Origin of the sequence: Thermodesulfomicrobium sp. WS, assembly GCF_027925145.1 — a bacterium.
Taxonomy (GTDB): Bacteria; Desulfobacterota; Desulfovibrionia; order Desulfovibrionales; family Desulfomicrobiaceae; genus Thermodesulfomicrobium.
The window spans coordinates 1,025,658-1,045,735 of record NZ_AP027130.1 but is presented as its reverse complement, the minus strand read 5'-3'; the positions used below and the strand labels follow the sequence as shown (position 1 = coordinate 1,045,735).

At 54.7% G+C, this 20,078-nt stretch carries 18 protein-coding genes and 2 pseudogenes; 18 read left to right on the top strand and 2 right to left on the bottom strand.

What is annotated here, in order from left to right; translation table 11 throughout:
• The first annotated feature begins 436 nt into the window (after positions 1–436).
• The 6 genes from QMF81_RS05090 to QMF81_RS05065 are packed head-to-tail and all read left to right on the top strand — an operon-like array spanning position 437 to position 7,834.
• On the top strand, positions 437–2,044 hold the full coding sequence (locus QMF81_RS05090) for an ATP-binding protein (RefSeq protein WP_281752648.1): 1,608 nt from the start codon (positions 437–439) through the stop codon (positions 2,042–2,044).
• Between the two features lie 60 nt (positions 2,045–2,104).
• The gene (locus tag QMF81_RS05085; protein ID WP_281752646.1) at positions 2,105–3,106 is read left to right on the top strand and encodes a mannose-1-phosphate guanylyltransferase/mannose-6-phosphate isomerase; all 1,002 of its coding nucleotides are present in this window, start codon (positions 2,105–2,107) and stop codon (positions 3,104–3,106) included.
• The gene (gmd, locus tag QMF81_RS05080; RefSeq protein ID WP_281752644.1) at positions 3,090–4,190 is read left to right on the top strand and encodes a GDP-mannose 4,6-dehydratase; all 1,101 of its coding nucleotides are present in this window, start codon (positions 3,090–3,092) and stop codon (positions 4,188–4,190) included. Before QMF81_RS05085 ends, gmd begins: the two co-directional genes overlap by 17 nt.
• A gap of 23 nt (positions 4,191–4,213) precedes the next feature.
• Complete coding sequence (locus QMF81_RS05075) at positions 4,214–5,287, top strand: GDP-L-fucose synthase (protein WP_281752933.1); 1,074 nt, start codon at positions 4,214–4,216, stop codon at positions 5,285–5,287.
• The gene (locus QMF81_RS05070; protein ID WP_281752642.1) at positions 5,277–6,683 is read left to right on the top strand and encodes a flippase; all 1,407 of its coding nucleotides are present in this window, start codon (positions 5,277–5,279) and stop codon (positions 6,681–6,683) included. The genes QMF81_RS05075 and QMF81_RS05070 overlap by 11 nt, the downstream gene beginning before the upstream one ends.
• Positions 6,662–7,834 (top strand): glycosyltransferase, encoded by a 1,173-nt coding sequence (locus QMF81_RS05065; RefSeq protein ID WP_281752640.1) that lies wholly within the window; start codon positions 6,662–6,664, stop codon positions 7,832–7,834. The genes QMF81_RS05070 and QMF81_RS05065 overlap by 22 nt, the downstream gene beginning before the upstream one ends.
• A gap of 188 nt (positions 7,835–8,022) precedes the next feature.
• On the opposite strand, the pseudogene QMF81_RS05060 reads toward QMF81_RS05065, so the two are convergent.
• Positions 8,023–9,009 (bottom strand): annotated as a pseudogene (locus QMF81_RS05060) (IS5 family transposase).
• 99 nt (positions 9,010–9,108) lie between these two features.
• Positions 9,109–10,080, bottom strand: a pseudogene (locus tag QMF81_RS05055) (DDE-type integrase/transposase/recombinase).
• Between the two features lie 179 nt (positions 10,081–10,259).
• Here QMF81_RS05055 and QMF81_RS05050 point away from each other — a divergent pair.
• The 12 genes from QMF81_RS05050 (at position 10,260) to QMF81_RS04995 (ending at position 20,078) form a co-directional block, all read left to right on the top strand.
• On the top strand, positions 10,260–11,063 hold the full coding sequence (locus QMF81_RS05050; protein ID WP_281752638.1) for a class I SAM-dependent methyltransferase: 804 nt from the start codon (positions 10,260–10,262) through the stop codon (positions 11,061–11,063).
• 16 nt (positions 11,064–11,079) lie between these two features.
• Positions 11,080–11,784, top strand: a complete 705-nt coding sequence (locus QMF81_RS05045) for a class I SAM-dependent methyltransferase (protein ID WP_281752636.1) — start codon at positions 11,080–11,082, stop codon at positions 11,782–11,784.
• Between the two features lie 34 nt (positions 11,785–11,818).
• On the top strand, positions 11,819–12,988 hold the full coding sequence (locus QMF81_RS05040) for a glycosyltransferase family 9 protein (RefSeq protein ID WP_281752634.1): 1,170 nt from the start codon (positions 11,819–11,821) through the stop codon (positions 12,986–12,988).
• Between the two features lie 32 nt (positions 12,989–13,020).
• Positions 13,021–13,353 (top strand): hypothetical protein, encoded by a 333-nt coding sequence (locus tag QMF81_RS05035; protein WP_281752632.1) that lies wholly within the window; start codon positions 13,021–13,023, stop codon positions 13,351–13,353.
• Entirely contained in the window at positions 13,328–14,122 is a 795-nt protein-coding gene (locus QMF81_RS05030; protein WP_281752630.1) for a glycosyltransferase, read from the top strand. Before QMF81_RS05035 ends, QMF81_RS05030 begins: the two co-directional genes overlap by 26 nt.
• 83 nt (positions 14,123–14,205) lie before the next feature.
• The gene (locus tag QMF81_RS05025) at positions 14,206–14,592 is read left to right on the top strand and encodes a transposase (RefSeq protein WP_281752629.1); all 387 of its coding nucleotides are present in this window, start codon (positions 14,206–14,208) and stop codon (positions 14,590–14,592) included.
• Positions 14,589–15,488 carry an integrase core domain-containing protein gene (locus QMF81_RS05020; protein ID WP_281752627.1) on the top strand — a complete coding sequence of 300 codons (900 nt, stop codon included), beginning with the start codon at positions 14,589–14,591 and terminating at the stop codon, positions 15,486–15,488. Before QMF81_RS05025 ends, QMF81_RS05020 begins: the two co-directional genes overlap by 4 nt.
• Positions 15,489–15,548: 60 nt before the next feature.
• The gene (locus tag QMF81_RS05015; protein ID WP_281752625.1) at positions 15,549–16,691 is read left to right on the top strand and encodes a glycosyltransferase family 4 protein; all 1,143 of its coding nucleotides are present in this window, start codon (positions 15,549–15,551) and stop codon (positions 16,689–16,691) included.
• Between the two features lie 3 nt (positions 16,692–16,694).
• Positions 16,695–17,789 (top strand): glycosyltransferase, encoded by a 1,095-nt coding sequence (locus QMF81_RS05010; protein ID WP_281752623.1) that lies wholly within the window; start codon positions 16,695–16,697, stop codon positions 17,787–17,789.
• A 365-nt stretch (positions 17,790–18,154) separates the two neighbouring features.
• Positions 18,155–18,658 (top strand): GAK system XXXCH domain-containing protein, encoded by a 504-nt coding sequence (locus QMF81_RS05005; RefSeq protein ID WP_281752621.1) that lies wholly within the window; start codon positions 18,155–18,157, stop codon positions 18,656–18,658.
• Positions 18,659–19,801 (top strand): hypothetical protein, encoded by a 1,143-nt coding sequence (locus tag QMF81_RS05000; RefSeq protein WP_281752620.1) that lies wholly within the window; start codon positions 18,659–18,661, stop codon positions 19,799–19,801.
• A gap of 13 nt (positions 19,802–19,814) precedes the next feature.
• Positions 19,815–20,078 carry an amphi-Trp domain-containing protein gene (locus tag QMF81_RS04995; protein WP_281752618.1) on the top strand — a complete coding sequence of 88 codons (264 nt, stop codon included), beginning with the start codon at positions 19,815–19,817 and terminating at the stop codon, positions 20,076–20,078.

Here is a 20,078-nt window from a genome sequence, read left to right as displayed (position 1 = left end):
CCACCTGGCTAGTGAAGATTCGGGAACCCTGTCAAGGGCTCTGGCGAAAAGTTGCTCTTGGCCGCTGGATTCCTCGGCGCTGAGTACCGGACAAACATAACAAGATAAGGCGTGTTCTTGCTCGTTGATCCAAAAACCCTCTCCCCGCACAACCCTTCTCTCTCGTCTCCCAACTTCGCGCCTCCAGCCCGAGCGCAGGACCCCGGCCTTGAGCGCCTCGGCATGGATACGGGCCACTTCCTGCAGCCCTTCTGGGTTGCGGATGCTCAAGGGGAACTTGCCCAGAAGCCGCCACTTCGTCAGCAGCGGAGATTTGGAGCGACCCCTACGGCGCTCCGCTTGGCGCTACCACCAGCTGTCTGTTCAGAGACATCCACCAGTTTCGACTGGATGTCGGTAACCACTTTGACTTCCCCATCGGGCGCAGGTACAGGAAATGCCCAAGCTTTCCGACCCCGAACGCGAGCCTGAGGTGGTTATGGTGCGCAAGAAACTGCCCATCGGCATCCAGACCTTTGCCAAGATCCGCCAGGAAAACTGCTACTACGTGGACAAAACGCCGTTCGTGGCGCGTCTGGCCGAGGATGGCGGCTACTATTTCCTCTCCCGGCCCCGGCGCTTCGGCAAATCCCTGTTCCTGGACACCCTGGCCGAGGCCTTTGCAGCAAACCGCGCGCTCTTCACCGGCCTGTACCTGGAAAATCATTGGGATTGGGAGAAGCGCCATCCGGTGGTGCGCATCAGCTTTGCCTCCGGCCAACTCCAAAGCCGGGCGGAATTGGAGGCCCGTATCTGGGAGCAACTCCACAATACCGCGGCGCAGCTTGGGGTGACCTCTTCCAAGGAAACCATCGTCGGCTTTTTCGAGGACATCATCATCGGTGCGGCGGAACGCTTTGGAGAGCGGACCGTGGTCCTGGTGGACGAATACGACAAACCCATCCTCGATAACCTCACCCACCCGGAGATCGCCGCCGAGATGCGCGAGGGTCTGCGCAATCTCTACTCCGTACTCAAGGGCCGGGATGCGGATCTGCGCTTCGTGTTTTTGACCGGGGTCTCCAAATTCAGCAAGGTGAGCCTCTTTTCCGGGCTCAACAACCTGCGCGATATCACCCTTTCCGAAGAATTCAGCGCCATCTGCGGTTACACCGAAGACGACCTGGACACGGTCTTTGCCCCGGAATTCGCCGCGGCAGCGGCCGAAGGCACTCCACTTCCCCGCCAGCAGGTGCGCGACTGGTACAACGGCTACCGCTGGGGAAGCGAAACATCGGTGTATAACCCCTTCGATGTGCTGCTCCTTTTTGCCGAGCGCGAGTTCCGTGCCTGGTGGTTCGAGACCGCCACCCCGCGCTTTCTTGTGCAGTGGCTGGCCCGCCACCACTTCTATACCCCGCAGCTGGAGCGCCTCTACGCCAGCGAGCAGCTGCTCTCCGCCTTCGATGTGGAGCACATCGAGCCCGAGGCCCTGCTCTGGCAGACCGGGTACCTCACCCTCACCGGGGTGCACGACTATGACGGCGTGAAAGAGTACCAATTGGGCGTGCCCAACCGCGAAGTGCGCATGGCCCTCAACGAGGCGCTCCAGCAGGCATGGCTTCCCTCGCGCCCCCGCCAAAGCCTGGGCGAGATCTTCCGCATCCTGCGCGCCGGCGACGCAGCGGCCCTGCACGAGCACTTCCAGCGCCTCTATACCAGCATCCCGACGGACTGGTACCGCAAAAGCCCCATCGCCCAGTACGAAGGCTACTTCGCCAGCGTGTTCTACAGCCACCTGGCGAGCCTGGGGCTCCCCATGACCGCGGAGGACACCTCGCTGCAGGGCCGGCTGGACCTGATGCTACGCGCCGGATCTACCGTATGGCTCTTCGAGTTCAAGGTGGTGGACGGCGACGCCCCCACCGGAGAAGCCCTGGCGCAGCTCATAGGCCGCGACTATGCCGCCAAGTACCGGGCCGCACCGGAAGTCACTCAGCTCCTGCAAGTCGGCGTGGAATTCAGCGCAAGCCGACGCCAGATCGTGGGCTGGGAGGTGGCATGAAATCCACAGAAGCGCTGCAATGCTCCTGCCTCTTTCCCATCGAAACCTTAGGAGCATAAAGTGGGTGTCCAACAGTTCCCCGCGCCAGAAACCGGCTTTGGCTACATCGAAGCGGGCGATTCCCTCCCCGTGCATGACGGCGCTGGTAAGGTGGTGCTACGCTTCGTTGAAAAGCCGGACGCTTCCCGCGCCGCCGAATACCTCGCCGCTGGCCGTTACTACTGGAATGCCGGCATGTTCTGCTTTACCGCGGAAGCGCTGCTTACCGCGATGGAAACGACATGTCCGGAACTTCTTGCCGCTGCGCGTACCGTTTGGGCGCAGAGCGAAAAAACGGCAAACCCGGTTGAACTCCCGAAAACGCCGTTTAGAGAATTGCCTGACATCTCCATCGACTATGCTCTGATGGAAAAGGCTGCAAACGTTGCGGTGGTTCCCTGTGACTTGGGTTGGAGCGATATCGGCTCCTGGAACGCATTGGCCATACTAGCGCAAGCCGACGAGGCGGGCAACCGCAGCATCGGAGAGACGGTGCTTTTGGACTGCCACAATATCTTCGTCCAAAGCGAAGCGCATCTCGTCGCTGCCGTGGGCGTTGAAGACCTCATCATTGTCGATACCCCAGATGCCACGCTCGTTGCACACAAGAAAAAAGCTCAGGAAGTGAAACGGATTGTTCAATACCTCAAGTATCGTAACCACCACGTGTACCGCGTCCATCGTACCGTTTTCCGTCCGTGGGGGAGCTATACCGTGCTTGAGGAAGGGCCGCGCTTCAAAATCAAACGCATCGAGGTCAAACCGGATGCTAGCCTCAGCCTGCAATTACACCACCACCGCTCGGAACACTGGGTTGTCGTCACGGGTATGGCAAAAGTCATCAATGGCACGCAAGAATTCTTCGTAATGCCAAACGAATCGACCTATATTCCTGCCGGGCAATTGCACCGTCTTATGAACCCCGGTACAATCCCGCTGATCATGATCGAAGTGCAATGTGGCGAATATCTTGGTGAAGACGATATCGTCCGTATCGAAGACCAATATGGAAGGAAGACATAGCGTGAAAAAAGCGCTCATTACCGGCATCACCGGCCAGGATGGCGCCTACCTCGCCGAATTCCTGCTCGCCAAAGGGTATGAAGTCCACGGCATCAAGCGCCGCACCAGCCTCTTCAACACCCAGCGCATCGACCACCTCTACCGCGACCCGCACGAGCCGGGTGTGCGCTTTTTCCTGCACCACGGCGACATGACGGATTCCTCCAGCCTCATGCACATCATCCAGAAGGTACAGCCGGACGAAATCTACAACCTTGCCGCGCAAAGCCATGTAGCCGTCTCCTTCGAGGAGCCGGAATACACCGCCAACGCCGACGCCCTGGGCACGCTGCGCATCCTGGAGGCCATCCGCACCCTGGGGCTGACAAACAAGACACGCTTCTACCAGGCTTCCACCTCGGAGCTCTTCGGCAAGGTGCAGGAAATCCCTCAGCGCGAGACCACGCCCTTCTACCCGCGTAGTCCCTACGCCGCCGCCAAGCTCTACGCCTACTGGATCACCGTCAATTACCGTGAAGCCTACGGAATCTACGCGTGTAACGGTATCCTCTTCAACCACGAATCGCCCATCCGCGGCGAAACCTTCGTCACGCGCAAGATCACCCGGGCGCTGGCACGCATCAAACTCGGGCTGCAGGACTGCCTCTACCTGGGCAACCTCGACGCCAAACGGGACTGGGGGCATGCCCGGGATTACGTTGAAGCCATGTGGCTCATGTTGCAGCAGCCGCAGCCGGAAGACTTCGTCATCGCCACCGGGGTGCAATACAGCGTGCGGGACTTCGTCAACGCCGCCGCGCAAGAACTGGGTATTGAAATCCGTTGGGAAGGCAAGGGTGTGGAGGAAAAAGGCATTGACCCCCAAGGCCGCTGCATCGTCGCCGTGGATCCGCGCTACTTCCGCCCCACCGAGGTCGAAACATTGCTGGGTGATGCCAGGAAGGCGCGGGAAAAACTCGGATGGCACCCGCGCGTGACATTCAACGAGTTGGTCAGGGAAATGGTGCAGGCGGACCTGAAAGAGGCACAGCGTGAGCAGCTCATGCGCGCCCATGGCCACACGGTGCCAAACCGCCAGGAGTGAGCTCCATGCAGACCGACAACGCCATGCCCATTGACGCGCGTATCTATGTGGCCGGCCACCGCGGACTGGTGGGCTCCGCCCTCATGCGCCAGCTCACAGCGCGGGGCTATACGAACCTGCTCACCCGCACCCACGCGGAACTTGACCTCACCCGCCAGGCGGACGTGGAAGCCTTCTTCGCCGCCGAGCGGCCGGAATATGTCTTCTTAGCCGCGGCGAAAGTGGGGGGCATTTACGCCAACAACACGTATCCGGCGGAGTTCATCCACCAGAACCTAGCCATCCAGACCAACGTCATCCACGCTGCCTGGCAATATGGCGTCAAGCGTCTGCTGTTCCTGGGCTCCTCCTGCATCTACCCGCGCGACTGCCCGCAACCGATCAAGGAGGAATACCTTCTCACCGGGCTGCTGGAGCCTACCAACCGGCCCTACGCCGTGGCCAAGATTGCCGGCATCGAAATGTGCTGGGCCTACAACCGGCAGTATGGGACGCGTTTCCTTGCCGTCATGCCCACCAACCTCTACGGCCCGGGCGACAACTACGACCTCATGAACAGCCACGTCATCCCGGCCATGCTGCGCAAATTCCACCTGGCCAAACTCGCCATGGAAAAAAACTGGCCGGCCATCGAAGCCGATGAGCGTCGCCACGGTCCTATTCCGGAAGACATCAAGCCCGACCTCTATGCTACTTGTTTCGAAGGCAGACCACCACGGGTTGTGCTTTGGGGAACTGGAACCCCCCGGCGCGAATTCCTCTACAACGACGACATGGCCGACGCCTGCATCTACCTCATGAATCTACCAGACGACCAATTCGACCAACTCCTCAGGCCCGCCCCCTCCCTAGAACCTTGTACTTTGCCCCTTGCCCCTTTGGTAAACATCGGTACTGGCACGGACATCACCATCCGCGAACTTGCCGAACTCGTGCGCCAGGTGGTGGGCTATGAGGGGGAAATCGTGTTCGACGCAAGCAAGCCCGATGGCACGCCAAGGAAGGTGCTGGATGTTTCGCGGATCACTGCGATGGGCTGGCAGGCGAAACACGATTTAGCGGCTGGCCTTGTCAAGGCTTATAAAAATGCGTGGTGACGGACTGCTGCCCCATCAGCGACAGATGCCAAGAAACTTGCTGTGTAAGGGTTTTCTGCGTCTCAGATATCGTTTCTTAAGTTTGTCTTCTTATGTCTCGCGATTTACATCCCATCCAGATTTCCGCCGCTATGCTGTTAATACCAACTGGCTTTTTGCAGAAAAAGTTCTTCGAATGATATTAGGGTTTTTTGTAGGGGTTTTGGTGGCTCGATATCTTGGTCCTGAGCGGTATGGGTTATTCAGCTATGCACAAAGTTTTGTAGCGCTTTTTACGCCAATTGCCTCTCTTGGTCTTGACAATATCGTTGTTCGTGAGCTTGTCAAAGAAGAGAGCAGACGAGACGAGCTTCTCGGTACGGCGTTTTGGCTCAAAATCATCGGAGCTGTTACTCTGCTAATCTTGCTTTCTATAGCGGTGAACTTAACTTCAAATGACACAGACACAAACACTTTGGTTTTTATTATCGCATTGGGCACAATATTTCAAAGTTTTAATGTTATTGATATGTACTTTCAGAGTAAGGTGATGGGAAAATACATCACATACGCAAATGCAGTCGCGCTTATGATCTCAAGCGCTACAAAAGTATCGCTTATACTTTTTGAAGCGCCTTTAATAGCTTTTGTATGGACCGTGGTGTTTGATGGTTTTTTGTTGGCAATAGGGTACGTTTGGTTTTATACATGCAACTATGTAAAACTAAGTATCCGAAATTGGAGATTTAATCTGAATACGGCTAGAGCAATTTTGAAAGACGCATTGCCTTTAATGCTCGGGGGTTTCTCGTTCGTCGTATTTTCAAACATCGATAGTGTAATGATTAAGGAAATAATAGGCGATTTTGGTGTTGGTGTCTACAATTCAGCTTATCGTCTGGTGACGTTGTGGTATTTTTTGCCAGGATTGGTTTTATATTCTTTGATGCCTTGGTTGGTAAAAAAACACCAAAACTTGAAATTATTTTACGACGCTCTTCTTTTTGTATCAACTCTATTAGTTTGGCTTGCAATAGCAATTTTTTTTATATACGTAAGTCTCGGTGAAGTCATAATCCAAATGGTGTATAGCGAAAGGTATGCAGACGCTGCTCAATTAGTGAGTTCAATGGCAGCAGTCAATTTGCTTATTTTTTTTAATTCCGTTTGGAATTATTGGATGATAATAGAAAACAAAGCTAAACGAATCATGTTATTTCATTGGTGTGTGGCATTATTAAATATAATTTTTAATTATTTTCTAATACATAAATTTGGAGTGGCTGGAGCGATTTATGCGTTATTGAGTTCCTTGTTGATTGTATATTGCATATTTGGTTTTCGCGACAAAAGAATGCTGAAATTAATTCTTGATTCATTGTCTTTAAAAATTCTATGGAAAACGTTAAAAAATTGATCCTTAAAAAAATAAAAGAAATTATTGTGAGTTACAACAATAATCGAATTGTGAAGAATTACTGGGAAAGGGCGCACAAAAAAAATGCGTTATTGTCCTATATCTTAGCGCCGTTTAAGAAAAACAAACACCCTTTTTTGCACACAAATTTTTTTGAAGCTCAATGTTGGTCAAAAATTCTTGACGATCTTGGATTTAATGTAGATATTATAGATTATAGATGCACAAAAAAAATTGATTTAGCTAAATATGATTTGATATGTGGTTTCGGAGATGTTTTTCAGAGGGTGTTTGAATTAAGTGGTAATAGAAGGATTCGAACCATATATTATGGGACGGGAATGCATGTTTGCCATCAAAATAACATTTCATTAAAGCGCGTAAAGGATGTCTATTTAAAAAAAGGGGTGTGGCTTGGAAAGTCGGCTAGGTTTGTGGAAAAGACTTGGACTCATCAAACAGTTCTGGTTGATGGAATAATAGCGCTTGGCAATGAAGTATGTGCAAATAGCTATAGAAAATATTACGATGGTATAGTCCATGCGCTTCCAGCTCCTTTTTACGAAACACAAGATGGGGAAAATATAATAAGAAACAGGAAAGATTCTTCGAGGCGGCACTATTTATGGTTTGGGAGTTCGGGTTTAATTCACAAAGGTTTAGATCTTTGTCTCGACTATTTTTCTCGAAATCAAGATATTATTCTTCACGTATGTGGCCCGATCGGAAATGAGAAGGAGTTTGTAGATGCGTATAAAAAAGAGCTTTTTGAGTCGCCTAATGTAAGAGTCCATGGATTTATTGATATAACAAATAAAGAGTTTCATGATATTCTATCGTTATGTTCGTTTGTCATTTTTCCTTCATGCTCTGAGGGGGGGGCGCCATCTGTATTGACTGCTGTGGGGAACGGGGGTCTGATTCCTATCATTACTAAAGAAACAACTATAAAAACAGGTTACGAAATTTGGATTGAGGGCTTTGATTACGAAAGTGTTGATAAGGCAATCAAACATTCTATGCTTTTGTCGACTAATAAAATTAAGGAATTGCAATATAATAATCTGCAATTTGTAAAAACAAATCATTCGCAAGATTTATATTATAGAAGATTAAAAGAGTGTATTCAAAATATTTTGGATAGCAACTAATGTCCTTCGATATTATTAAGAAACATCTGCACAACAACTGCTGCGGACACCGCGAGTCGCCGAGGTTTCACATGATGGCATTTGGGGATCGATTGCGGCGACTTGAAACCCTACAGCCGGGTATGAGACAGCCTTTGGGGGACCAGCGGGCTCCTTTGGGGCCCACTTTTGGCCCCCTGCGGGCGCACTTATCCCTGGGGCACCATGTTGAGCAGTCGCTTGCGCGCCAGCCACAGGTTGGCCAAGGCAAACAGCGTCATGAGCTGCGCGCTGTTCTTGGCCAGCCCGCGATAGTGCGTCTTGCGGTAGCCAAAGAGGTTCTTGACGATGTGAAAGGGATGCTCGGCCTTGGCACGAATGCAAGCCTTGATGCGCTCGAGCTCAGCGAGCACCGCTCCCATCGGGCTCTTGGCTTCCAGCGCACGGCGCTTGCCAAGACGCATGGCCACGTGCCAGTTGACGTGTTTGCCCTGGACCTCTTTGCGCTTGTCCACACCCTGGTAGCCCGCATCGGCAAAGACGTCACACTCCTGACCGTGGAGCAGTTGGCTCGCTTGCGTGACGTCGCTGACGTTGGCAGCAGTGCCCACCACCGTGTGCACCAGACCCGAGTCGGCATCCACCCCGATGTGGGCCTTCATGCCAAAGTACCACTGGTTGCCCTTTCTAGTTTGGAGCATCTCGGGGTCGCGGCTGCGTGTGCGGTTCTTGGTCGAGCTCGGTGCCGCAATCAAGGTGGCGTCCACCACCGTGCCTTGGCGCAGCATGAGCCCGTGCTCGAGCAGCACAGCGTTGACCACGTCGAGCATCTTGCGCGCCAGGTCGTGCTTCTCCAACAGGTGTCGGAAACGCAAGATGGTGGTTTCATCGGACAGCGCATCTTTCCCGATGTCGAGCCCCGCGAACTCGCGAAACATGGGCGTGTCATAGAGAGTCTCTTCCATCGCCGGGTCCGAGAGGTTGAACTACTGCTGCAAAAAGTGGATGCGCAAGAGCACCGACACCGAATACGGGGGGCGTCCGCCATTGGGGCCAGGCGCAGGCATGTACGGCGCAATCAGCGCCTCAAGCTCACCCCACGGCATCACACGCTCCATCTGGTCAAGGAACCCGCGCTTGCGCGAGCGTTTGGTCTTGCGTTCGAATCCAGCACCGGCAAGGCTCATCTGCTTCATCATGGCAGCATCCGTGGTGTCTCGCGTCTTCCCGCTGCTATTTTGCCGGAGGGGAGGGGTTTTGCAGAGTGTCCTTAACAAGTTTGCACCTGTTCTGCTCTATGTGTCAAGTTCCGGCCGATCATTTGGCTTTTTGTGAAACAGACGAGGATGCGTGCGATGCCAGTCCTTCATGGCTCAAACCGGCGTGCGGGCGTCGAGTGCGGCGTGGGGTAGATGGTGGTTATACAGACAAGCGAAGCGCAGCAGAGTCTGCTTCAAATCCTCACTGCTGACGAAATGGCGGCTTCACCGCACTTCTTCGATGCTGTCGTTGAAGCGCTCCATCATCTCGTTGGTCTGGTGCCTATGCACCCGGGTGAGCCGATGCTTGATGCCCAGGGTCGCGCACAACGCATCAAAGACGTGCTGCCCGCTGGGCATTCGCTCGGCGGTGGTGACAAAGCGGTTTGTGAACGCCTTGCCGTTGTCGGTGAGAATGATGTGGATCCGGGTGGGACAGGCCCGGATGAGGGCAGCGAGAAACGCCCGTACCTTACGAGCGGTCTTGGCGGGCTTGACCTGCACGAACACCCAGCGCGTGGCACGGTCGATGGCCACGAACAGGTAGCGGAGCGAGAACTCACCGGTCATCGGGGGGAGGTACTTGAGATCGATGTGCACAAACTCTGGCTTATTCGCCGCAAACGGGTAGTGCGCAGGCATACTCGCTTCCGGCCGCAGCGTTCTGAGGTTGCGCAAGCTATGGCGGCGCAAGCAGCGATCCAGCCCGGAGCGCGACACATCGGGATTGATGAACTCGCGGATGACGGTCAGCAAGCCATCGAGCGAGAGCAACAAGGTCTTGCGCAGTTCCACGACGATGGCCTCCTGCGCCGGCGTGCGCGTTGTCTGAGGCCGGTGCTCCGCGTGAGGACGGTCCACGAAGTCGGTGCGGTGCCTCCAATTGAAACCCGTTATGGGCGACACACTCTAGCGCTGCGCCAGCGTGGCAATGGGGTAGTTTCTGTCGGAAATTTCGGCGCGCACGTGCGGTGTGGTGTGGGTGCACTCGTACAGGCGTGTGATTATTCGTTGGACTCCCGGTATAAGACGTCCTTGCTGCTGTGGCGCGCACCCGACAGCTCGGCCAGAACTCTGCGCGCGAGCAGGTAACCGAGGTGCGAGGGTAGTATATGATCGTCCGGGATGCGACATCATGGTGGTGACAGGATCATCCGAGGTTAGATTTGGTAAAGAGGTTCCGAGATATGCGTTGTCCTGTTTGTGAAGGGGAGATGAAATTCAGTTTCACCGCGACGGTGCTGTCCAAATATCAAGCTAGCTACGAAGTCTGCGACAACTGTGGCTTCCTGTGTGCCCGCGACCCAAATTGGCTAGACGAAGCCTATACCTCTGCCATCGCTGCTGCTGACACCGGGCTGGTCATGAGAAACCTTTCTATCGCCTCCAAATTGGCCGGGGTGCTGTATTGGGTGCTGCAGGAACGTGGCACGGGCCGTTACTTGGATGCCGCGGGTGGCTACGGTATGCTGACCCGCCTCATGCGCGACTTAGGTTTCGACTTTTACTGGGCCGACAAATACTGCGACAACCTGCTGGCTCGCGGCTTCGAGTATAGTCCGGTGCTGGGGCCATGTACCGCGGTTACTGCGATAGAAGTAATGGAGCATTTGACCGATCCGGCTGCATTCATTGAAGAAACGCTAGCGTTTTCTGGTGCACAAACGTTGATTTTCACAACCGAGCTTTACGAGGGCGCACCGCCAAAGCCGGATGAGTGGTGGTACTATGCATTCGAAACGGGCCAGCATATCGGTTTTTTTCAGCGGCGCACGCTTAAAATATTAGGGCGGCATTTGGGTCTTCATTTCGCCAGCGCAAATGGCCTTCATGTGCTTTCCAGAAAGTTGATTAATGCAACTTTATTGAAGTGCGCCACCAGTCGCTGGGCATCGCGTATTGCGCCTTGGTGGATTCGTCGCCGTCTCGGTTCGAAAACGATGGACGATCATCGCCTGATGCTGCGTCGCAGTCAAAGTTGCCCAACGTAAGTGAAAAGAGGTTTCCATGGAACAAAACGACTACTTCGCTTGGCGAAATGTAACCCCGTCAATGTATGAAAATTACAGACTTCCTGTTTATTTGAGCTCTACACTGGCATCATTCGATAAGGGTGCGGCAATCCTTGATTTTGGCTGTGGATTCGGTCAATTGCTTATCGCCTTAAAAGAGGCCGGGTACGAAAATGTCGAGGGAGCGGATATCAATCCAGCAGCGATCGCTCATTTACGCAGTCGTTCCATCGTTGTACATGATCTATCCGTAGAAACGGTCTTTTACGAAGCTAGTAAGAGCAAGTACGACTTGGTGATCATGAGCCATATACTTGAACACTTCCCGAAGAAGGATATTATTTCTCTGCTAAAAAAGATACGTGACCTGCTGAAACCCCAGGGATGGGTAATCATTATGGTGCCGAATGCACAGTCAAACACAGGGTGTTATTGGGCATACGAAGACTTTACGCATGAGACACTGTTTACTGCTGGCAGCCTTTACTATGTGCTGCGTGCTGCGGGATATACCAGTGTCGAATTTCTTGATGTGGATTGCACGTTAGGTGTGAAACCACTGGTCCGAGTCGCGAGAAAGATTTTGTTGAGTATCTATCGTTTCAACTACGCATTCTGGAATAAGGTGACTGGAAGCGCCTTCCACGCGCCGACTCCGCAGATATTCTCCTATGAGATAAAAGTGATAGCTCGTAAATAACGCTGGTTAGCCAATACGCTTTATTTTAAGAATTGTGAAGTTACTAATCCAATTATTGAAAAAATGCCGAAAACGCCTGTTCACCGGCCTGGACAAGGTAGCATCCTCTCTGGCTTGTAGCCGTCCAAAGTCTGGGGTCGCTCTCATTCGATTGGATGCGATCGGCGATTTTATTATTTGCCTAGACAGCGCTAAAGAATTTCGTCGAATTTATCCTGAGCAAAGGATCACGTTGATTGCCAATGCAGCCTGGGCAGAAATGGCGCAAGTTCTACCCTATTGGGATGAGGTATGGCCTGTTGATGTAAAGGCGTTTGTGTGGAATCTGTTTTATCGGTTTTTCCTCATTCATAAAGTGAGTAAGGCAAACTTTGAGATTGCCATCCAACCTACGTTCTCGAGAGTTTTCTTAATAGGGGATAGCATCGTTCGGGTAAGTCGGGCGAATCATCGGATTGGCTCCATTGGTGATCTCTCAAATATTGACGTCCAAGACAAAAGAATAAGTGATCGCTGGTACACCAGATTGCTTCCCGCAAATAAAGAACCGCTGATGGAGTTAGATAGAAATGCCGAATTCATCAGACATTTGTCGGGTCGGGCGTTTAGTGCCAGTTTGCCGCGTTGGAATTACCAGGCGGTCCTGCGTAGCGAACTCCAGCCTAGAAAACCGTATTTCATTTTGTTTCCCGGTGCATCATGGAAGGGCAGAATGTGGCCAACAAGGCACTTTGTTCAAGTTGCTCAATCGCTGTGCGTTCAGTTTGGTTGGCAAGTCGTTTTGTGTGGGGCTAAAAACGAATGGACAGTTTGCCAGAATATTTTGGATGGGATCTCTGGATGGGGGCTTAACCTGGCTGGTCGGACAAACTTAATCGAACTGGCTGATTTGATTCGTGACGCTCGATTGTTAATCGCCAATGAAACTTCCGCTGTACACATTGCAGCCGCAGTTTCTACGCCAGCGGTATGTATTCTGGGCGGTGGGCATTATGGACGATTTATGCCCTATCCTGAGCAACTAGATGGTATCAAGCCCGTTGTTGCGGCTCGGTTGATGTCATGCTTTGGCTGCAATTGGCGCTGCACACAGCCCCACGATGCTGGTGGCCCAGTGCCGTGTATTAGCGCTGTGAGTGTCGAACAAGTACTGGACTGTGCACGCAAAGCCTTGGATATGGCAACTTGCGTGCCTGCGCACTAGACTGAGTAAAAAGATGGTTAGGAGAGCGCACAATGACAACAAATGTTGATATTCTCGCCGCAATCATCAATGCCGCTGCAACGGTATTCGCAGCTGCGATTGGTGGAGCGAGCGTCTTGATTGTCGCCCTGCATCGCAAGGCGGTGATCGATCTGGCTAAGTTTGTGGAAGCTTTTTATGAATTGGAGACGGCGTTGCTGATACGCCAGTTGCAAGAAAAGGGAAACAACGAGCCATCGGAAAACCAGATTCGTCAACGCCGGGGAGTGGTGAGAAAGGAAATACTAGGGGACAACCAGCCAGAACGGTGGCTTACGGCAAGGCAAGCGAGGAGAATCCATGCCAGGTATTTCAGCTATGAATAAGGTGAGCATTTCCGTCGTCACTGCGACCTACAACGCTGCAGCGCACTTGCCGCGTCTGATCGATGCGCTCGCCGCGCAAACCGATGCTGATTTCGAGTGGGTAGTGGCTGATGGCGCGTCGACCGACGGCACGCTGGCGTTATTGGAGCAAGCCAAGGCGCGGCTCAAGAATGTCGTCGTCGATTCGCGCCCGGATTTTGGTATTTATGACGCGCTCAACCGCGCAGTCAAATTGGCGCAAGGCGAATACTACATTGTGCTTGGTGCTGATGATGTGCTTTTTCCCGATGCAATAGCGCGCTACAAGGAGGCGGCGGCGGAAAGTCAAGCCGATTTTGTGACAGCCAAAATCCAAATAGGGCGTGGTATAACCAGGCCAAAAGGGAGGCGATGGGAATGGCTATATGGACTATCCGCCTATGTCAGCGGGCATACTGTTGGAACACTTATTAAAAAATCCTTACATGATTCTGTAGGCTATTATTCCAGGAGATTTCCTATCGCAGCTGACCAGCTCTTTATTTTGCGTGGAGTACGGACCGGTGCAACGATAAATGAGCTGAATTTTGTTGCAGGTGTTTTTGATATTGGCGGCACTAGTGGCCGAGATTCTTTGGGGTCTATAACAGAGTTATATCGAGTACAGGTTGAAGTTTCAGGTAGATTAATATTGCAGACGTTTTTGATGTTTTTACGGTTTATTAAACATTATAAAAGGTTATGGCGTTGGTGCAAATTATTGGCACAATATAATTACATTGCACTTTGAAAGTTGTTCATCTGCTGATCCGTCCACAATTCTTTTGGACACAAAATTGGGGTAAATAGACGTGTCTGAGAATGGAGCGAGAAATGCTGAATGAGATGAAGGATGGCGGGGTTGCGCTGGGTGCGCTGATTGGTGCGCGTCGCGCGACTGCAAGCGCGCCCAGCGCGGTGGCCGAGATCAAGCGTTGGTCAGTGGAGCGCAAGAAGCAAGTCGTGCTGCGCCTGTTGCGCGGCGAATCGGTCGATGCTCTGTCACGGGAGCTGGGCATGCCGATCTTTCGACTGGAGCAGTGGCGCGACCGTGCTTTGGCCGGCATGGATGCCGGTCTCAAGGAACGGGAGAATGACCCGATCGAGAAGCGACTCGATGATGCCAACCGGCGCATCGGCGAGTTGGAGATGGAATTCAAGATGCTGCGCAAGAAAAGAGAGGTGCGCCGCCCTTTAGCCGGCAGGAGGTCGTCGCGATGAGCCGCGAGACCTCGCCAAGCACCGGCAAGCCCTATGGCCTTGAGCGGGGTTGCCGGGTACTGGGGTTCCCCCGCTCGACCCTTTACGCCCAGCAGGCCAGGGAGACCGCCAAGGTGGTCCCGCTGCATCCGGCGCGGCGCGGCCCGAAGCCAAAAATTTCCGACGCCGATCTCCTGGCAGCCATCCATGCTGACCTCAAGGCTTCGCCCTTCGTCGGTGAGGGCCATCGCAAGGCGTGGGCGCGGCTGCGTATCCTTTCTGGTATCCGGGTATCCAAGGATCGCGTTTGCCGTCTGATGCGAGAGAACGGCTTGCTCTCGCCCCATCGGGTGCGACAGGGCGCGCCCTCTGCTCACGAAGGTTCGATTCAGGCCACGGCGCCGAATCTGATGTGGGGCACCGACGGGATTCGCATCCAGACCGTGGAAGACGGTTGGGTATGGGTGCTCTCTGCCGTCGATCATTACGATGCCTACTGTGTCGGCATCCATGTCGCGAAGATCGGCAATCGCTTTGCGGCATTGCAGCCGATCGCCCAGGGGCTTGACTCCGAGTTGGGCAGCACCGGCGCCAACGCCGGCAAGGGGCTCAAGCTGCGCATGGATCACGGCACGCAATACACGGCCGAGGACCGCCTGAAGCAGATCGAGTTCTGGGGGATCAATCAGAGCTTCGCCTTTGTTGCCGAGCCTCAGACCAACGGAGGCGTCGAGCGCTTCAATCGGACGCTCAAGGAGCAGGCCATTCATGGCCGCCTCTTCCGCAACCTCGAAGCGGTGCGGCAGGCCGCTACTGAGTTCAGGGATCGTTACAATCGCCATTGGCGTCTGGCAAAATTGGGATTCATGTCCCCCCTAGAAGCCCGGCAGGCTCATGCCATCCGAAAGGCCGCATGAGCTGCAAATCGGTGTCCAATCAATTGAGGGCGGTACAGAGGCGTGGTTGGAGTCAGGACGATGAAACCCCCATACCGCGTTGCGATCATGAGCAACGCCGCCTATTCGGTCATCCACTTTCGCTTGCCGCTCATCGAGGAGCTGGTTCGGCAGGGATGTGCGGTGGATGTCTTGGCCCCTACTTGGTCGGCCGAGGAGCGCGCACGCGTGGAAGCGCTCAGCGCGCGCTGCCTTCCCTATCCGCTGGATCGCCGCAGCATGCATCCCATGCACCATCTGCGGGTACTGTTGGCCCTGAGAAAACTTTTCCGGGAAAACGCCTATGATGCGCTGCTCACCTCTACGGCGCAGCCCAATGTGTGGGGGACGCTTGCGGCAGCTTGGGCGGGCATTCCCCGACGGGTGGTCATGGTGGAAGGCATGGGGTACGCTTTTACCCAATGTGGCCCAAACACGCGGTCAGTGCGGCAACTGCTGCTCGGATGGATGCTCTCGCTCTTGTATCGGACTGCATTCCGAGCGGCCCATCGAGTAATAGTACTGAACGCAGATGATGCCCAAGAGTTGCAGCAGCGCTGTGGCCTGGCCCCGCAGAGCATATTGCTGTTAGGCCCCATTGGTGTGCCCCTCGACCAATGGCCGATGCACCCGCCGCACACGCAGCCCATCACCTTCACGATGGTGGCCCGGCTGCTGCGGGAAAAAGGGGTGCTGGAATTTTTGGCCGCCGCGCGGCAGGTAAAAAAGAAGTACCCGGCCACGCGCTTTTGGCTCCTTGGCCCGCTGGATGACAATCCAGGGGCGCTGAACGAACATGACCTGCAGCCGTACGTGCAGGACGGCACCGTGGAGTGGCCCGGATCGGTGGACGTGCGGCCGTGGCTGGCGCAGACCAGCGTGTTTGTGCTGCCATCGTACTACCGCGAGGGTGTGCCGCGCAGCACGCAGGAAGCCATGGCCATGGGCCGCCCGGTCATCACCACCGACGCCCCCGGCTGCCGCGAAACGGTGATCCATGGCGGCAACGGCTTTTTGGTGCCGCCGCGGGATACGCAGGCTCTGGCGCAGGCCATGCTGCGCTTTGTGGAGGGGCCTCAATGGATCGAGCCCATGGGCCGGGAAAGCCGCCGCCTGGCCGAGGAGCGCTTCGACGTGCGCCGGGCCAATGCGGTCTTGGTGCGTGCACTGATACCGGGAGAATGACCCGTGCAGGTATTGATCGTTGCCTTCTTGGTTGCCTTCACCATCACGCTATGGATCGTGCGTCTGCGCCACCTCCACGGCCGCCTTACCGCGGACAGCACCCAGGGGGTGCAAAAATTTCACGTGGGCAGCGTCCCCCGAGTGGGGGGCGTGGGGCTGCTCGGCGGCATGGTGGCGGCGTGGATGGTGCTCCTTGCGCGCGGAAGCAACGAATCCAGCCTGATGGGGATGCTGCTTGTGGCAGCGCTTCCCGCCTTCCTCATGGGCCTTGCCGAGGACATCTCCAAAAAAGTGGGAGCGCTCCCCCGCCTGCTGGCCACCATGGTGGCTGCGGGGCTGGGTGCCTGGTGGGCAGGAGCCGTGCTCCCGCGGCTGGACGTGCCCGGCGTGGACGCCCTTCTTGGCTGGGGGCCCGCTGCCACGACCTTTACGGTCTTTGCCGTGGCCGGAGTGGCCCATGCCGTGAACATCATCGACGGCTTCAACGGCCTGGCCTCCATGGTGGCGGCCTTGATGCTGGCGGCCCTGGGGTACGTGGCCTACCTCGTGGAAGACGCCCTGGTGTGGAACATGACCCTGGCAGGGATGGGCGCCTTATGGGGGTTTTGGCTGTGGAACTATCCCCGCGGTCTCATCTTCCTGGGCGATGGGGGAGCGTATCTTGCCGGATTCTGGTTTGCCGAGGCCGCCGTGCTGCTCGTGGCGCGCAACCCCCAAGTCTCGCCGTGGTTCGGCCTGCTGGTGGGATTGTACCCGGTATTCGAGACCGTGTTTTCCATGTACCGCCGCCGTGTATTGCAACGGCGAAGCACCGGGCTTCCGGACGCCTTGCATCTGCACTCCCTCATCTTCCGCCGCCTGGTGCGTTGGGCCGCAGGCAAGGAAGCGGCCCGGGATCTGACCCGGCGCAACGCCGCCACGGCCCCGTATCTGTGGTGTCTGGCCATGGTCTCCATCGTGCCGGCGGTCCTCTTCTGGCGACATACCTCGGTGCTCGTCCTCTTCGCCCTGGCCTTTATCCTGTTCTATATTTGGGCCTACCAGCGTATCGTGCGCTTCCGCACCCGAGATTTCCGGCCCTGGAAAAAACGTCCCTAGGTCACGCCCGGTCGCATCCCGGCGCCTTGTCTCCCGTTTCCCGTAGGTTCCGATACATCGCCCGCGAAAATCCAGCTGCCATAAAGATCGCGGCACGCGCCGTACAAAGAACGCCGCATCCGCAGGTTTCTCACCCAGTCGCCCCTCTGAAGACTTCGCCCAATGCCTGGGCTGCCCTCAAGCGAGACAGAGGCATGCTGGACCATCCTGCGCCCCCGCCTTCCCCGTCTGCCATGCCCCAGACCCATCCGTTTCCATTTTGACTGAACTCCCACGCCCAGCTTCCAACATTGTCACATATTCGCCGTTGACTTTCGCCGGTTCCATGGCAGTAAAAAAATCGATTTTCCCCATGAGGAGGCGCCATGAAAACCAAAAGCATTTGGACACTCTCCCGCGGTGAGACCGCCCGTTTCCTGCGAGCACTCGCTACCGCCATCGAGGAAGGAGAAAGCGAGGTCAACGGGTTTGGCATTCAGCTGGCAGAGCTCATCAAATTCAAGCTCAAGTTTACCCAGTTGGCCGGCGACACCCTGGAGGTCAAATTCAGCGGTCGATTCGCCCCCACCGGGGAGGACGACGACGAAGGATACTCGAAGCTCAAAAAGCGCATGCAGGTGTACTGGCGCAGCATCCGGCAAAGCGCCGAGCAAGGAGAGATCCCCTCCCAGGAATTGTTGTCCGTATTTCTTGTGGATGCCCGGCGCATGACCACCTTTGCGGGATACGGCGATCCCTACTACTCCGTGTTCCTCGAAAGCTGCCGACGTCTGGAAGAGGCCATTGCCGCAGGCGATGTTGCGGAAATACAAGCAGCGGTCCAGGCCCTGGATGCCCAAAAGAAAGCCTGCCACGGGCGCTCCAAGTAAATGAAAACTCCTCATTTTTTCTCCTTTCCGCGCCTCGATGCCGTGGAGCCGCAAGAAAAAGACTGGCAGCGCCTGCGGGTGGTCACGGAAACGCGGCTGACACCAGAACAGCTCGAATCGCTGGCGCAACCAGAGCGGGTGTTTCCGCTGCAGCGCGCAGTGCTCGCCGTGCATTGGCATCCGGAATTCGTGCCCATGGAGGTCATCGCCACTCGCATCCAGCGCATGTTTCCCAATGCCGAAGAGACACTCATCATTCCCACGCAACATAACGAGCTTTTGGAATTGGGTCCGTACAGCGGCGTCGAGGTTGACTGTTATTCCCGGGGCTTTGATCAAAAAGTCCAACTCCTTTTGCATTTTCGCAGTGATCGGGTACGCCAGGCGCATACCTTGCGCGCCATGCTCGAGCACACCCGACGCTACCGGGCAAGCCAGCTTTTCGATTTCATGCATGCCATCGTGCATCCGGAAAGCGAGATCCTCTTTCTTGCAGCTCGGGAAACAGGAGCTTCAGCAGAGCTCGTTCAATGGGTTCGAGAACACGTTCGTAAAATACAATTGATGATTGAATCCTTGCACGACGAGCTCCCGCAAGATTCCCTAAAAAATAAAATTTTGCGCGACTATTTCGATGCATTGCGTGGAGAGGAAGATGACGATCGTATTGATCATGCGCAAAGTTTTCTTTCCCATGTCAAACGATTGGTCAAAGAGCGTTTCCCTTTGCAGTACTTTTACCGCACCTCGGAGGTCATCGAAGAAGCGAGGTCCTTGGGGGCGGGCATTGTCATTCCTCATCCCGAGCAGTTTTGGCCCATCCTGTTAGCCGACTACGATGTGGACGGTTTCGAGACATGGAATCCCCAGTCCCAGCGATACACCCCATTTCTCATCACTTCCTTGGGACGGGCGAATCAATGCTTGGGACCAGAGCGGCGGCGCAAACTCATTTTCATGGGCGACGACACCCACATGGGCGAAAAGGTCAAGGACGCGGCCAAACGTCACCCTGAAAAATCGTCGCGGGAAATCGGCTGGCAGCCGGCATGGGAAGATTTGGAAATCTCGAAGCGGGTCATCCTCGCGGGCATGACCCGAGAAATCGTCATTCGTGAATACCGGGAGCGTCTGCATGGATGATCAGGGAGTCTGTATGCCGGCGGAAGAAAAAATTGAATTTGAATCTTTAGAAGACTGCGAGACCATTCGCAGATATCTTCATGCACTGGAACAAGGATTTTCCAAAGGAACGATTTCGCTCACAAGCGAAGGAAAGTCGCTGATTTTAGAGCCAAATGGATTTTTATCTTTTCATCTCACAGCAAAAAGAAAATCAGGAGAAACAAAGATCAACATTAAATTGAGCTGGAAAGATAGAGATGAAAGTATAAAAAAATCATCAATTCATATTGAATAA

What these genes read in the sequence shown, in the direction of transcription:
- QMF81_RS05000 (WP_281752620.1), top strand. Translation starts at nt 18,659, where the DNA reads ATGAAAACTCCTCATTTTTTCTCCTTTCCGCGCCTCGATGCCGTGGAG.
- QMF81_RS05025 (WP_281752629.1), top strand. Translation starts at nt 14,206, where the DNA reads ATGCTGAATGAGATGAAGGATGGCGGGGTTGCGCTGGGTGCGCTGATT.
- QMF81_RS05030 (WP_281752630.1), top strand. Translation starts at nt 13,328, where the DNA reads ATGCCAGGTATTTCAGCTATGAATAAGGTGAGCATTTCCGTCGTCACT.
- QMF81_RS05035 (WP_281752632.1), top strand. Translation starts at nt 13,021, where the DNA reads ATGACAACAAATGTTGATATTCTCGCCGCAATCATCAATGCCGCTGCA.
- QMF81_RS05005 (WP_281752621.1), top strand. Translation starts at nt 18,155, where the DNA reads ATGAAAACCAAAAGCATTTGGACACTCTCCCGCGGTGAGACCGCCCGT.
- QMF81_RS05065 (WP_281752640.1), top strand. Translation starts at nt 6,662, where the DNA reads ATGGAAAACGTTAAAAAATTGATCCTTAAAAAAATAAAAGAAATTATT.
- QMF81_RS05045 (WP_281752636.1), top strand. Translation starts at nt 11,080, where the DNA reads ATGGAACAAAACGACTACTTCGCTTGGCGAAATGTAACCCCGTCAATG.
- QMF81_RS05020 (WP_281752627.1), top strand. Translation starts at nt 14,589, where the DNA reads ATGAGCCGCGAGACCTCGCCAAGCACCGGCAAGCCCTATGGCCTTGAG.
- QMF81_RS05090 (WP_281752648.1), top strand. Translation starts at nt 437, where the DNA reads ATGCCCAAGCTTTCCGACCCCGAACGCGAGCCTGAGGTGGTTATGGTG.
- QMF81_RS05075 (WP_281752933.1), top strand. Translation starts at nt 4,214, where the DNA reads ATGCCCATTGACGCGCGTATCTATGTGGCCGGCCACCGCGGACTGGTG.
- gmd (WP_281752644.1), top strand. Translation starts at nt 3,090, where the DNA reads ATGGAAGGAAGACATAGCGTGAAAAAAGCGCTCATTACCGGCATCACC.
- QMF81_RS05015 (WP_281752625.1), top strand. Translation starts at nt 15,549, where the DNA reads ATGAAACCCCCATACCGCGTTGCGATCATGAGCAACGCCGCCTATTCG.
- QMF81_RS05050 (WP_281752638.1), top strand. Translation starts at nt 10,260, where the DNA reads ATGCGTTGTCCTGTTTGTGAAGGGGAGATGAAATTCAGTTTCACCGCG.
- QMF81_RS05070 (WP_281752642.1), top strand. Translation starts at nt 5,277, where the DNA reads ATGCGTGGTGACGGACTGCTGCCCCATCAGCGACAGATGCCAAGAAAC.
- QMF81_RS04995 (WP_281752618.1), top strand. Translation starts at nt 19,815, where the DNA reads ATGCCGGCGGAAGAAAAAATTGAATTTGAATCTTTAGAAGACTGCGAG.